This window comes from Haloechinothrix sp. LS1_15 (assembly GCF_033042135.1).
Taxonomy (GTDB): Bacteria; Actinomycetota; Actinomycetes; order Mycobacteriales; family Pseudonocardiaceae; genus Haloechinothrix.
This window is the reverse complement of sequence record NZ_WBXM01000002.1, coordinates 153,444-166,536: the sequence shown is the minus strand read 5'-3', so window position 1 is coordinate 166,536 and position 13,093 is coordinate 153,444. Positions and strand designations below refer to the sequence as shown.

At 70.8% G+C, this 13,093-nt stretch carries 9 protein-coding genes; 1 reads left to right on the top strand and 8 read right to left on the bottom strand.

What is annotated here, in order from left to right:
- Positions 1–51 precede the first annotated feature (51 nt).
- From F8178_RS03650 to F8178_RS03635, 4 genes are all read right to left on the bottom strand, one after another.
- Positions 52–1,854 (bottom strand): LpqB family beta-propeller domain-containing protein, encoded by a 1,803-nt coding sequence (locus tag F8178_RS03650; protein WP_317493187.1) that lies wholly within the window; start codon positions 1,852–1,854, stop codon positions 52–54.
- On the bottom strand, positions 1,851–3,707 hold the full coding sequence (gene mtrB, locus F8178_RS03645; RefSeq protein ID WP_396344967.1) for an MtrAB system histidine kinase MtrB: 1,857 nt from the start codon (positions 3,705–3,707) through the stop codon (positions 1,851–1,853). The genes F8178_RS03650 and mtrB overlap by 4 nt, the downstream gene beginning before the upstream one ends.
- Before the next feature lie 87 nt (positions 3,708–3,794).
- Positions 3,795–4,472 carry an MtrAB system response regulator MtrA gene (gene mtrA, locus F8178_RS03640; protein ID WP_317493186.1) on the bottom strand — a complete coding sequence of 226 codons (678 nt, stop codon included), beginning with the start codon at positions 4,470–4,472 and terminating at the stop codon, positions 3,795–3,797.
- A gap of 144 nt (positions 4,473–4,616) precedes the next feature.
- Positions 4,617–5,252: a dTMP kinase gene (locus F8178_RS03635; RefSeq protein ID WP_317493185.1), complete on the bottom strand. Its 636-nt coding sequence runs from the start codon at positions 5,250–5,252 to the stop codon at positions 4,617–4,619.
- A gap of 241 nt (positions 5,253–5,493) precedes the next feature.
- Between F8178_RS03635 and F8178_RS03630 the strand changes: the two genes are divergently transcribed.
- On the top strand, positions 5,494–7,854 hold the full coding sequence (locus F8178_RS03630) for a hypothetical protein (protein ID WP_396344972.1): 2,361 nt from the start codon (positions 5,494–5,496) through the stop codon (positions 7,852–7,854).
- Here F8178_RS03630 and F8178_RS03625 read toward each other — a convergent pair.
- The 4 genes from F8178_RS03625 to manA all read right to left on the bottom strand — a co-directional run bounded on the left by F8178_RS03625 (position 7,825) and on the right by manA (position 13,090).
- The gene (locus F8178_RS03625; RefSeq protein ID WP_317493183.1) at positions 7,825–9,006 is read right to left on the bottom strand and encodes an ABC transporter ATP-binding protein; all 1,182 of its coding nucleotides are present in this window, start codon (positions 9,004–9,006) and stop codon (positions 7,825–7,827) included. The genes F8178_RS03630 and F8178_RS03625 overlap by 30 nt on opposite strands.
- Positions 9,007–9,011: 5 nt before the next feature.
- Complete coding sequence (locus F8178_RS03620) at positions 9,012–10,625, bottom strand: iron ABC transporter permease (RefSeq protein ID WP_317493182.1); 1,614 nt, start codon at positions 10,623–10,625, stop codon at positions 9,012–9,014.
- Positions 10,622–11,689, bottom strand: a complete 1,068-nt coding sequence (locus F8178_RS03615; protein WP_317493181.1) for an extracellular solute-binding protein — start codon at positions 11,687–11,689, stop codon at positions 10,622–10,624. The genes F8178_RS03620 and F8178_RS03615 overlap by 4 nt, the downstream gene beginning before the upstream one ends.
- 159 nt (positions 11,690–11,848) lie before the next feature.
- On the bottom strand, positions 11,849–13,090 hold the full coding sequence (gene manA / locus F8178_RS03610) for a mannose-6-phosphate isomerase, class I (RefSeq protein WP_317493180.1): 1,242 nt from the start codon (positions 13,088–13,090) through the stop codon (positions 11,849–11,851).
- Positions 13,091–13,093: the final 3 nt, after the last annotated feature.

The following is a 13,093-nucleotide window of genomic DNA, read 5'->3' as shown; positions in this document are numbered from 1 at the left end:
ACCGACACCGCGGGCCCGCGTCATCGCCGCGCAAGCAGGCGCCCACGGCACCTATCCCGGGTAGAACGGCTTGGCCAGCGAACCGGCTCCCTGCGACTGCGGGTGTTGCTGCCACACGTCACCGACGTCGGAGCTCACCCACTGGCCGAGCACGTCGGAGACCACCACCGAGCGGCCCGGTGCCGCGGTAATGGCATGGACCGGCGGGGTGAGGTTGGCGTCCCGGAACGAATCCAGCCGGAACCCGTCGGCGCTGACCTGCACCACGGGCCGTGACTCGGAGGAGGTGGCTGCGACGAGCGTGTCTTGGGCGATCCAGTCGACGTCGACCACCTCGGCGAGCCTGCCTTCCCGCAGCACCCGCGGCGACCGCAACGTCGTGGCGTTCTCGTCCCGCTCCACGCCCGCGACCACGAGGTTCTCGTCGGCGATGATCGCGGCGCGCGTGCCGTCCCGTGACAGGCGGAGCCCGGTGATCTCACCGAACGGTGCCAGCTCGCTGGCGTCGACGGTCAGCGGCGTCCACGCGCCCTCCTGGGTCTGCACGACCCGCACGACCTCCTCACCGTCGACGACCGTCCACACCTCGTTGCTGGCACTGCCCTCGGACAGCGTCGGCCACCATGTCGGCCGTGTCAGCTCCTCGCCTTCGAGCTCCACGCGAGGTAGCTCACCGGCAGTCGGCCCGACCCGCAGGAACGAGCGGCCATCGCCGCCGTCCTCCCGCTCGACCACGGCGAGCTGCTCGCCGTCGGTCGACTGCGCCGCGGTCACGAGATCGTACTCGCCCCGACCCGCCGGTCCCGGGATGGGCTCACCGGTACCGAGCGAGTGCAGCTCGCTGCCCACCACGGACATCCCGGGCAGGTCGGCGCTCGGCACGATCAACCCCGAATGGTCCGGCATCTCCGCGCGTCGCAGATCCTCGTCGCCGGGCAGTAGTTGGGCGCCGTCGGAGAGGATCCTGACCCGGCTGGAGGTCACGTTGTCCAGCGACATGACGACCTGCTCGGCGATCCGCTCGCGGGTGTCCTCGCTCGTCCCGTCGAGCCCGGTCAGGGGAACCACCAGCGCACCGTCGGGGGCTCCGGTGACGTTGGTTTCGGTTTCCACGTCCTCACCGAGCGGGTTGTCCACCGCGTGACGCAGCGAACCGGAAGGCCCCTCCAGCAGCAGGTCGATCACCTTGCTCGGTTGCGCCGCCTGCGGTCGGCGGGGAAGGTACCGCGGGTCGGGCACGCGGACGTCGCTGTCCGGGGCGAAGAAGTACAACGGCACGCGCAGGTAGTTGCCGGTGAAATCGCCTTCGGTGGTGGCGACCTCCTCGGGCGGGTCCACGATCCGCCACTGCCCGTCTTCTCGCTGCCGCAGATCGATCGTGCGCTCGTAGTCCCTGCGGACGGGCTCGAACGAACCGTCGCCGCGCAACGTCCCGACCTGGGTACCGCGCAGCAGTAGCCTGGTCTCGTCGTCGGCGGTGGGCTGATCGTCCTCGACGGGGACCGTGTCGAACGAGTTGTCCAGGATGACCATGCTGCTCGACGGCCGCCACGCCTGCTGCGACTCGCTGTCCAGGTACAGCCGTGCCGCCTCGTGCTGCCCGCCGAGCGCGTTGGCCTCGACGAACTCGCGGACAATCTCCTGGGCGGACAGGTCCTCGGCAGGACCTTCGATCTCGGCCTGCTCGTCCGTGCGGTCCTCGTCGACGCCGATCGCCTGCGGCTGCGTGCTCTCCGGCACGTTGGCGCACGCACCAGCGAGCAGGATCGCGGCGAGCGCACCCGCGAGCAGCCCCACGCGCCGGCGGCGAGCGCGAGTCACGCCGGTCACCGTGTCCCACGCGCCGGTACTCATCGATGCACCCCTTCCCGATCCGAGGGGCCACCTGAGGATCCCCATGACCCGGCGTCCGCATCGCTGCCAGCCGCGTCGCTGTCAGCCGCGGCCTCACCCGAATCACCGGTAGCATCGACAGCGGTGTCTGCGGGCTCGGCGTGGCCGTCGGGGTCGGCGGAACGCTCGTCGTGCTCGACGCCCCCGATCTGCGGCATCGGCTGGGTGACGCCCTCCGGGCTGTCCGGGATCTCCGGCGGGTCGGGTGGCAGGGCCAGGGGGCTGACCTCGAAACTCCCGCCGATCCGTCGCGGCAGCGTCAGCCGGAAGCACGAACCGTAGCCGGGCATACCCCACGCCACCAGCTCTCCGCCGTGCAACCGCGCGTCCTCCTGGCTGATCGCGAGACCGAGGCCGGTGCCGCCGGTCCGCCGGTTGCGGGACGGATCGGCCCGCCAGAACCGGCTGAACACGAGATCGGCCTCGCCGACACGCAGTCCCACACCGTAATCTCGCACCGAGATCGCCAGCGCGTTGTCGTCCGCGGCGAGCTGCACCCGCACCGGCAGCCCTTCGCCGTGATCGACCGCGTTGCCCAGTAGGTTGCGCAGGATCCGCTCGACCCGCCTCGCATCCAGGTCCGCGCGGATCTCCTCCTCGGGCAGGTCGAGCTCGATGCTGCTACCCGCGCTCTCGGCCAGCCCGCGCATCTGCTCGTGCACGCGTTCGAGGAGCGTACGGACATCGAGGTCCTCGGCGGCCAGCTCCTCCACGCCCGCATCCAACCTGCTGATCTCGAGCAGGTCGCGCAGCAACGCCTCGAACCGGTCGAGCTCGTCCACCAGCAGCTCGGTCGAGCGGGACAGCCCATCCGGGAACTGCTCGCGCGAGGCGTAGAGCACGTCGGCCGCCATCCGGACCGTCGTCAGCGGGGTCCGTAGTTCGTGCGAGACGTCCGAGGTGAAGCGACGCTGTAGCTGTCCGAACTCCTCGAGCTGGTGGATTTGCTGCTGGATACTCGCGGCCATTTCGTTGTAGGAGATCGCCAGCTTGGACAGGTCGTCCTCACCGACCACGGACAGGCGCTTGTCCAGCTCGCCTTCGGCGAACCGCCCCGCGGCGTTGGCCGCGCGCCGCACCGGGAGCACAACCTGCCTGGTCACCAGGCTGGCGATGGCGGCGAGCAGCCCGAGCAGCACGATACCGCCGAAGACGAGGGTGTTCTGCACCGTCGCGACGGTGTTGATCTCCGATGCCAACGGGAACAGCATGTACAGCTGCGGCTGGCGCGGTGTGGACGTCATCGGGGCGCCCACGATCAGGTAGGTCTCGCCCGCGACGGTGTGGATCTGGGTGCTCTCCAGGCCGGATTCGACGAACTCCCGCATGCCGTCGGGCACCTTGTGGTAGGCGCCCGCGGCGACGGTGTCCTCCTCAGGGCGGTCGGAACCGCCGCTGGCCAGCACCGGCTCGAACGCACCAGCCGCACCGCTGCCGGTGTCGCCCGCACCGGGGGCGGGGCTGGTGATCTGGGTCAGCGCGTTCTCCAGCCGCGTGCCCACCGTCTCCGGATCCGCTTCGATGCCCACCAGCTCGTGCTCGGCGATCTCCACGGCCGCCCGCGTCTGCTCGATCGCGTCGGCTTCTTTCATCTCGAGCAGGCGGGTGGTGATCTGGTTCTGTAGCACCATGCCAAGCAGGAACACCACCGCAGCCGACAGCGCGAGTGTCGAGGCAGTCACGCGGAACTGCAGCGAGGTCCGCCACAACCTGCCGAGCGCATGCCACCATCCGCGGATGGCGCCCGCCGCCCGGCCCACGGGCCAGCCGAGCGTGCGCACCACATCGTGGACACGGCCGACCGGGTTCGTCACAGTTCCAACCCTACGGCGCTGAACCGGTGTTGTTCACGGGTCCCCCGTGGCGCTGTGCCGCCGGGTGTGTGCCGCTCGGGCGGCCTGCTACGGCGGGCCGGCCTTGTACCCGACACCGCGCACCGTCAGCACGACCTCGGGGTGCTCCGGGTCCCGCTCCACCTTGGAACGCAGCCGCTGCACGTGCACGTTCACCAGGCGCGTGTCGGCGGCGTGCCGGTAACCCCACACCTGCTCGAGCAACACCTCCCTGGTGAACACCTGCCGTGGCTTGCGAGCCAGCGCCACGAGCAGGTCGAACTCCAGCGGGGTGAGCGAGATCGGCTTACCGTCCCTGGTGACCTCGTGGCCCGGTACGTCGATGGTCAGGTCCCCGATCGTCAACGTCTCGGCGGGCTCCGGCTCGGTGCGCCGCATGCGTGCCCGCACGCGCGCCACGAGTTCCTTGGGTTTGAACGGCTTGACGATGTAGTCGTCGGCTCCGGACTCCAGGCCCAGCACCACGTCGACGGTGTCGCTCTTGGCCGTCAACATCACCACGGGAACGTTGGACTCTTCCCTGATGGCCTTGCAGACGTCGATGCCGTTCATGCCGGGCAGCATCAGGTCGAGCAACACCAGGTCGGGCTTGAGCTCCCGCAACGTCGGCAGTGCCTGGGTACCGTCCGCCACGACCGTGGGCTCGAACCCCTCCCCGCGCAGCACGATGGTGAGCATCTCAGCGAGCGCGGGATCATCGTCGACAACGAGCACGCGTGCCTTCATAGGGACATGTTCGCATTGATCCCACCAGCCACACCGCGTGACCCTCCAGTGCGCACGGAAAACTCCCGAACGGGGCATCGCGCTACTCCGACAGGAGCAATGACCGGCCGGGATACACACCTCCGGCCGCGCGGCCACCGCGCGTCACACGGTGGCGGCCAGCGCCTCGGCATCGACGTCCCCGGCACCGTCGACGACCTGCCACGGCGCCATCCAGCCCCGCTCGACCAGCTGCCCGTACACCGCATCGCACCGGCGCTGCAGATCGTCGTCCGACTCGTAGGCGTCCCGCGCCCGGTTGGCATCGGCACGCTCCCGGTGCTGCGCACGCCGCCCGGCGACGGTGGCGGGCACGCGGAGCCAGATCTGGCTGTCGGGAACCGGCAACCCCAGCCGGTCGAATTCCAGCGCGCGCACCCACTCCACGAACGGCCCGCCCGCGTCCTGCTGCAACCGGGCAGCCCCGTAGGCGGCGTTGGAGGCCACGTAGCGATCGAGCAGCACCACATCGTGCCGCCGCAGATCCTCACTGATGTCGGCGGCGGCGCCGTGCCGGTCGAGGGCGAACAGCAGGGCCATGCCGTAGACGGATCCGGGCAGCTCGCCGAGCTCGCCGCGCAGCGCCTCCCGTGCCAGATCGGCATGGATGTCCTCGCCGTAGCGCGGGAACGCCCTGCGCGCCACACTCGCTCCCGCGGCGTGCAGCGCCCCGGTCAGCGCCTCGGCCAGGGTGTTCTTCCCGGCACCGTCCAGCCCTTCGATCACAACCAGCCTGCCCACGGCGATCAGCGTAGACGTGCGCCAGCCCAGGGTGACGCCTGGTACGGCGTGTCCACCCACCGTCACCCTCGGTCCGGATCGCACCCCACCCGTCGAGGTGACCGGTGGTAACTGGCCGTGTTGCGCACTCGATCTCGCAGCTCCCCGCGCTACCGTCGGGACCTTGACATTGACGGCGGCACGGCGTCGTGGGTGTGCTGTACGTCGACGGAGCATCCAGCTTGGAGGCCACCACGTGACCATTCCCGGCCCGGACACGCGCGTGGTCGAGCTGCGCGTGCCCGGCCTCGTGGGCCTCAGCGGCGAGCGGCTGCTCGACACCGTCTCGGTCGTCACCGTCGCAGGCGACGAAGCCGCCAGGATCGTGCGTCCCTCCGACCGGCAACGCAGGCCCGCACCGGGACCGGTGCTGCAGGCGCTGCGCCGCGCACTGCCCCGCACGCTGGAAGGCTACCTGTGGCACAAGATGACCTCGGGCGGTGCGGTCAAAGCCACCTGGGCGCTGCTGTTCCCGTTCGCGCTGGCCAACGTCGCCCAGGGCATGCTGCCTGCCCCGCCGCGCGGTCACCGGTTCGCGGCCGCGTTATCGGCCTGTCTCCGTGCCCTCCTCCGGGTGGTCGGGGTGCTGCTCACGGTCTTGTTCATCACCCAGCTGGGCGTGGTCACCCTGGATCTGATCGCGGCCACCTGCCTGTCCGACGGCCCGGCAGCCCAGCGGTCCTGCCTGGGCGCTACCCCCGCCGTGCTGCAGCACGAGCTGCTGCGCACCACGCTCGGCGTGGTACCGCTGCTGCTGCTGATCGGGCTGCTGCACCGGGTCTCGTCGCAGCGCTGGGTCGGTCCCGGCGAGCCGAGCACGCCCTCGGGCCCCAATCCTGCCGCGGAGCTGCCCGGCGTCTCGCTGGTGGCCAGCCACAACGCCCGGGTGCTCCGCGGGCTGCACACGCTGGCCGCGCTGGCCGCCGTCGCGCTGCTCCCGATCGGCGGCGCGTTCACCGCACCTGTCGACACCGGCACCGCGGTCGTGTGGGCCGCAGCGCTGGCTGTGCTGGCAGTGGTGCTCGTCGCCGCCGCTATGCTCGACGAGGGTGCGCGCTGGCTACGTACCGTGTTCTCGCCCGCGGCCCTCGGCCTGCTCACCATCGCGGCGGTGGCACTGGTCGGTGTGGCGGTCGCGCTGCACCTGCCGCTGGAACGAGCGGGCGCGCCCGGCGTGCCGGGGATCGACCGCATGGTGGAAGGCGTCGGGGTCGGGCTGCTCGCCGGCTGCCTCGCCTTCGCCTCACTGCTGGTGCCCTACACCGTGCTCTGCCGGGTGCAGTGGAGCTCGCTGCCGCAGCGGCTGCGCCCGTGGCTCGGCGGCTGGGCCGCCGCCCCTACCCTGATACTGGCCAGCCTGACTGGAGCGGGGTTCGGTGCGGGGATGGCCATCGCCGTCCGGGAACTGCTCGGTGTGCGCGAGCTCCCGCTGCCGCCGAGCTACACCGCCCTCACCCTGCTCTGGGGCGCAGGCACCATCATCGCGGTGGTGCTGCTCGCCGGCCTGTACGGGTTGGCGATCCCGATGCGACGGCGGGCCAGGGGCTGCCCCCGCATCGTGGAAATGCTGCACGAATCCCGCACCGACCGAAGGCGCGCCGCCGCCGCCTGGGCCACCTCCGTCATCGAACGCAAGCACCTGCACCGCCTGGTCTCGGCCGTTGCCCTGCTGCTGGCGGGCGGCGCGCTGGCGCTGGTGGTGCTGCGCATGCTCGACATCCCACAACCCGGCTGGCTGCAACCGCTGTCCGCGTTCGGCGTGGTCGCGCTGGGATTGCTCGCGGCAGGGTTGCTGCGGGTGGTCTATACCGCGGCCCGCAGCCCGGAACGCAACCGCCACCTGGGTGCGCTTGCCGATCTCGTCTACTTCTGGCCACGGGCGGCGCACCCGATCGTGCCGCCGTCCTACGCGCTCAAGGTCGTCGGTGACCTGACCGCCCGCGCCAGGCACCACCTCGAGGATCCACCCGCGCGCGTGGTCATCTCCGGCTACAGTCACGGTGGGCTGCTCGCGCTGCTGGCCACCGCCCGACTGGCAGCCACGCTGGACGACGAGAAGCGTTCGCGCCTCGGGCTGCTCACCGCGGGCACGCCGTTGCAGTGGGGTTACCAGCGGGCCTTCCCGTCGTTACTGCCCCACACCGCGCTGGCGAACCTGTACGGCTCGCTCGATGGGCGCTGGCGCGGCCTGTGCCGCGGCACCGACCCCTTCGGCGGCGGCGTGACCACCTGGCGTCACCAGATCCTGGAGGGCAGGCTGCTCGGCGTCGGCTACCTCACCGATGGCGGTGTCGGCCCGCTGCCTGCCGCCTATCCCAGCCCGAGCGGGGCCCTGGTGCTCGGCGGCGATCACTGGCTGCCCGACCCCATCCCCCGCAGCGACAGCTGCAGGCGATGGGAACCGGGCGTGCTGCGGCACGCCGACTACCTGATCGACCCCGAATGGGACCGGGCGGTGGCGATGGCCGCTGGGCTGGAGCGTCCCGGCCACGCCAACGGGAACGGCACGGAGCAGCACACGCTGTTCGGCGACCTACCCGCCGTCGGCAAGCCCCGCACGTGAGGGCTGCTCAACGGCCCCGTCCCGGGCCCACGGCACCGGCACGTCACCGACGCCGGAGAGGGTGTGGCTGCCGTCAGGACGTGTCGGGAAGAACCGCGCCACACCGTCCACATCGATACGCACCTTGTCTCCCCTGCGCACGTGCGCCGCACCCTGCACCCGCGCGCGGATACGCCCCTTGTCACTGAGCACCGGCGCCGCCCGCCCGTCGTGCACCGGGTCGAGCAGCACCGTGGCATCGTGCCCGTGAAAGATCACGTCACCGACCACGGCCTGGGCGTCCGCGGACGCGCCATCCGCGGTGACGGTCAGCCGGAGCTGCTCCGGCCGAACCACCGCGACCCCGGAGCCGTCCGGGTTACCCTCATGCCGCTCGGCGATCGGCAGGGTACCGAGCCAGCTCGTCGCCGCACCACCGGCCGCGGTGGCATCCAGCAGCACCGCCTCCCCCACGAACAGCGCCACCGCGAGATCCTCCGGTTCGGCGTAGACCTGCTGCGCGGTGCCCGACTGCGCGATGGTGCCGTCACGGAGCACAGCCACCCGGTCGGCCATGCTCAACGCCTCCTCCTGGTCGTGGGTGACCAGCACGGCGGTGGCGCCACTGGCGTGGAGCACCTCCCGCACATCGCCACGCACCTCGGCGCGTAGCCCGGCGTCGAGCGCGCTGAACGGCTCGTCGAGCAGCACCACGGCAGGCTCCGGAGCCAGCGCCCTGGCCAGCGCCACCCGCTGCTGCTGCCCGCCGGAGAGTTCCTGCGGCATCCGCTTCTGGTAGCCGCGCAACCCGACCAGCTCCAGCACTTCGGCGACCCGGTCGCGGTGGCGTCGCGGGCTGCCCAGGCCGAACGCCACGTTCGCGCCGACGCTCAGGTGCGGGAACAACGCGCCCTCCTGCGGGACGACGCCCACCCGCCTGCGTTCCGGCGGCACGTGACGTCCAGCGCCAGCCACGACGCGGTCCCCTAGCGCCACCGTCCCCGTGGTTGCCCGGTGGAAACCGGCGATGACCCGCAACAGCGTGGTCTTGCCGCACCCTGACGGACCAAGCACGGCGGCGAGCTGGCCGGACTCGACCCGGAGATCGAGATCGTGCAACACGGTGTGACCGTCGTATCCGGCCGACAACTCGGTGATCACCAAATCGGTCATCGGTTTCATCCTCCTGCTTCCGAGTCGCGGCCACGGCTACGCAGCTTGTGGCCGAGCACCACCGACGGGACGGCGGCGATCAGGATCAGCATGGCGCCGTACGGCGCGGCGGCGCCGTAGGCGACCACCTCGGTCAACGTCCACAGTTCCGTGGCGAGCGTGCTGCTGCCGGTCGGGCGCAACAGCAACGTCGCAGGTAGCTCCTTGGCAGCGGTCAGGAACACCAGCGCTGCTCCAGCGGCGATACCCGGTGCGGCCAGCGGCAGCGTCACTCGCAAGCGGGTTATCGTCGTACCCTTGCCCAGCGAGCGCGACACCTCTTCCAGCCGCACCGGCGACGCCGCGATCCCGGTGCGCACCGCGCCGACCGCCAGCGGCAGGAACAGCACGGCGTAGGCCAACACCAACATCGGCAGCTCCTGGTACAGCCCCGGAACCACGCGTACACCGAGGAACACCAACGCCAGCCCCACCGTGATCCCCGGCAGGGCGTGGCCCGCGTAGCTGGCCAGTTCGATTCCCCGCGAAAACGACCCGCGATACCGCGTGACCAGCACGCCAACCGGTAGCGCCAGCAGCACCGTCAGCGCGGCCCCGAGCGCCGAAACCTGCACCGTCGTCCACGTTGCCGACAGCAACCTGCCGACGTCCACCTGCGCGGAAGCGCCCGAGACCAGCCACCGGCCGAGGCTGGCCAGCGGAACGCCGAGGGCGACGGCGAGCAGCCCGACCGAACCCAGCAGCGCCAACGGTCGGGCACGGCGCAGCGGCACGATATCCGGCTGCCTGGCCGCACCTGCGCCGACGCGGGCCTGGCCGGTCAGCGCCGCCTTGCCCCGTGCCCTACGCTCCGCGACGGTGATGATCACGGCAAGCAGCACCAGAACGCAGCCGAGCACGGCCGCCGGCGTGCGGTCAAAGCTCGCACGGTAGCTGGTGTAGATACCCACGGTGAACGCCTCGTACCGCATGAGCGCGACGGCGCCGAAGTCGCTGAGCACGTACAGCGCCACGAGCAGCGCACCGGCCAGCGCAGCCGGGCGCGCCTGGCGCAGCGTCACCAGGAGGAACGTGCGCACCGGGCCGTGCCCCAGCGAGCGGGACACCTCCTCGAGAGCGGGGTCGGTGGAGCGCAACGCCGCCATCACCGGCAACAGCACGTAGGGGTACGACACCAGCGTCAGCACGAGGAACGCGCCGGGGAATCCCGCCAGCCCCGGCCAAGCCGAGATCCAGGTGAAGCCCGCGACGTAGGACGGGATCGCCAGCGGCAGCGTGAACAGCACCGCGAACACACCCCGGAACGGCAGGTTGCTGCGCACCACGAGCCAGGCCGCGAGGACGCCGATCACCACGCAGGCCAGCGTCACCGCGGCGGCCAGCGTCAGGCTCCGCAGCAGCAGGTCGAACGTACGCTCGCGGAAGACGTGGGCGGCGAAGGTATCCGTGCCCCGCTCGAAAGCGCGCACCACCAGATAACCGAGCGGGATCAGCACCAGTACCGCGACACCCAGCCCAGCCGTGGCCAGCAGCGGCGCGTTACGTACCGCGTCGGGCAGCAGCGCCCTCGCCAGCGGGCGACGCGGCCGCGGTGGGGGAGCTGCCTGCGTACCGATCACGAGGACAGCCCCACGTCGCGGAGCAGCTCGAGGGTGTCGTCGAGCGTGGATAGCCGGGACAGGTCGATATCGGGACCGGGCAGCTCGTCGAGCTCGCCGAGCTCGTGCCTGGTCGAGGTGACGTCCTGCCGCATTGGGTACTCGGCCGTCTCGTCGGCGAAGTACTGCTGCGCGGTGCCCGACAGCAAGAAGTCGATCGCGTGCACAGCGGCCTCGGGTGCCTCGCTGGTATCCAGCACACCGACGCCGGCCACGTTGACGAGTCCGAGCGCGTCGCCGCCGTCCGGGTGGTGCCGCTCGGCGTTGACCGCGCCCGCACCGCGCTCGGTCACCCAGGCCTGGTGGTAGTAATGGTTGATCAGCCCGAGCGCGATCTCCCCGCTGTCGACGGCTTCCAGGATCGGGGTGTTCGACTCGAACGCCTCCGGTTCGTTGGCACGGAAGTCCATCAACCAGTCGCGGGCGGCTTGTTCACCGTCCAGCACCCGCAACGCGGTGACGAAGGACTGCCACGAGGCATTCGACGGGGCATAGCCGACCTCGCCTTCCCAGGTCTCGTCGACGAGCTCATCGATACTTCCCGGGACGTCGTCGACATCCACCTGATCGGGGTCGTAGACGACCACGCGGGCGCGCGCCGAGGTTCCCACCCAGGTGCCATCGCTGGCACGGAAGCGTTCCGGCGCGACCTCCAGCGTGCGCTCCGGGAGCTCGCGCAGCATCCCCGCCTCGCGCAACGCGCCGAGCGCGCCGGCGTTCTGGGAGAAGAAGAGGTCGGCGTCGGTGCGATCGCCTTCTTCGAGCAGCTGCGCGGCCAGCTCGGCGCTGTCGCCGTAGCGCACCTCGATCTCGTACCCGGTGGTGTCCTCCAGGTGCTCGAGAATGCCGCCGACCAGCTCCTCGTTACGCCCCGAGTAGATCGTCAGGGTGCTCTGGCCGCCACCCTCCTCCGCGGCCTGCTCACCGGTATCGCCGGTCACGTCCGTACCGCAGGCCACGAGGACGACAAACAGCGCCGCGGCGAAGGCGACCGCGCCCAGCCGCCGGAACGCCTGCCTCGTCATCGGGCCTCCTCACCGAGGTCGCGGGTACACGAACACACATCCCGGTAGGTAACCCTAACCTAAGATAGGATCACCTTACCGTGACGTGCGTCCCGATTTCGAGCCTGCTCGGCCCCCGGGCCCAGCGGCCTCCGTGGTCCAGCATCGGCCGACCGCGCGCTACAGCGCTCCCGGCGAGGCACAGAAGACCTGGCTGGCACCCGCGTCCTCGGTGGGCCACACGGTCACTGCCGGGTCCGAAGCGGGCAGCCACACCGACCTGCCCCGCGGCAACCGCACGTCGTGCCGCGTCTCCCCGTTGACGCGCAGCCGCACCTCACCCTGGGTACACACGAGGATCCGCGGCCCCGCCACGGGCACCGCCGCCGCCTGCCGGTCGCCCGACGGCCAATACAACCGCGACAGTTCGAACTCAGCGGCCTCGGTCACGTACACCAGCCTGCGGTCCGTCTCGTCCGCCCGCTGACCTCGCAGCACCGGGGTCGGCCCGCTGGTGAAGTTCACCACCCGCAGCAGCTCGGGGACATCCACGTGTTTCGGAGTGAGACCGCACCGCAGCACGTTATCCGAGTTGGCGAGGATCTCCACGGCGGTACCGTGCAGGTAGAGGTGGAGGTTGCCGGGCGGCAGGTAGATCGCCTCACCCGCCCGCAGCACGATCCGGTTCAGCAGCAACGCGGCCAGTACACCGGCGTCACTCGGGTGTCGGTGACCGAGCTCGGTGATCGTCCGGCACTCGCTCGCGAACTCCCCTCCGGCCTCGGCGTGCGTGGCACACGCGTCGAGTACCTCGGGCAGCAGCGTGTCAATGGTCCGTCGTGGCAACGTGATCCACGTGGTGAACAGCGCGCGCAGCCCGTCGGCATTCGGCTGCCCGGCCAGCAGGTCGGTGTAACCACTCAGGCACGGCGTCTCGATGGCGCGCAGGAACTTCACGGTGCGGTTGGCGTCCCTGAAACCCGCGAGCACGTGGAACTCGGTCAGCGCGCAAACCAGCTCGGGCTTGGCCGTGGGATCCGGGTAGTTCCGCTCACCGGCGTCCCTGGCTATACCGGCCTCTTCCTCCCTGGCATAGCCCGCTTGGGCCTGCTCCATGGTCGGATGCGTCTGCATGGACAGCGGTTCCTCGGCAGCGAGGATCTTCAACAGGAACGGCAGCCGGTTCCCCCATCGCCGCACGCAGGCATCGCCGAGCTGGTTCGCCGGATCGGCCTCCACCATGTCGAGTAGGCTGTACTCGCTGCCGTCGGCCGATTCGACCGCGGACGGGTCCCCTGGATGCGCGCCCATCCACAGCTCGGCCTCCGGGTGAGCGGCTGGGGTCGGCTTACCGAGCAGCTCCGGTATCACCGACCGCGATCCCCACGCGTAGGCGCGCACCGCGTTGCGCAGCAAATCCAAGAA

What these genes read in the sequence shown, in the direction of transcription:
- F8178_RS03625 (WP_317493183.1), bottom strand. Translation starts at nt 9,006, where the DNA reads ATGACCGATTTGGTGATCACCGAGTTGTCGGCCGGATACGACGGTCAC.
- F8178_RS03615 (WP_317493181.1), bottom strand. Translation starts at nt 11,689, where the DNA reads ATGACGAGGCAGGCGTTCCGGCGGCTGGGCGCGGTCGCCTTCGCCGCG.
- mtrA (WP_317493186.1), bottom strand. Translation starts at nt 4,472, where the DNA reads ATGAAGGCACGCGTGCTCGTTGTCGACGATGATCCCGCGCTCGCTGAG.
- F8178_RS03650 (WP_317493187.1), bottom strand. Translation starts at nt 1,854, where the DNA reads ATGAGTACCGGCGCGTGGGACACGGTGACCGGCGTGACTCGCGCTCGC.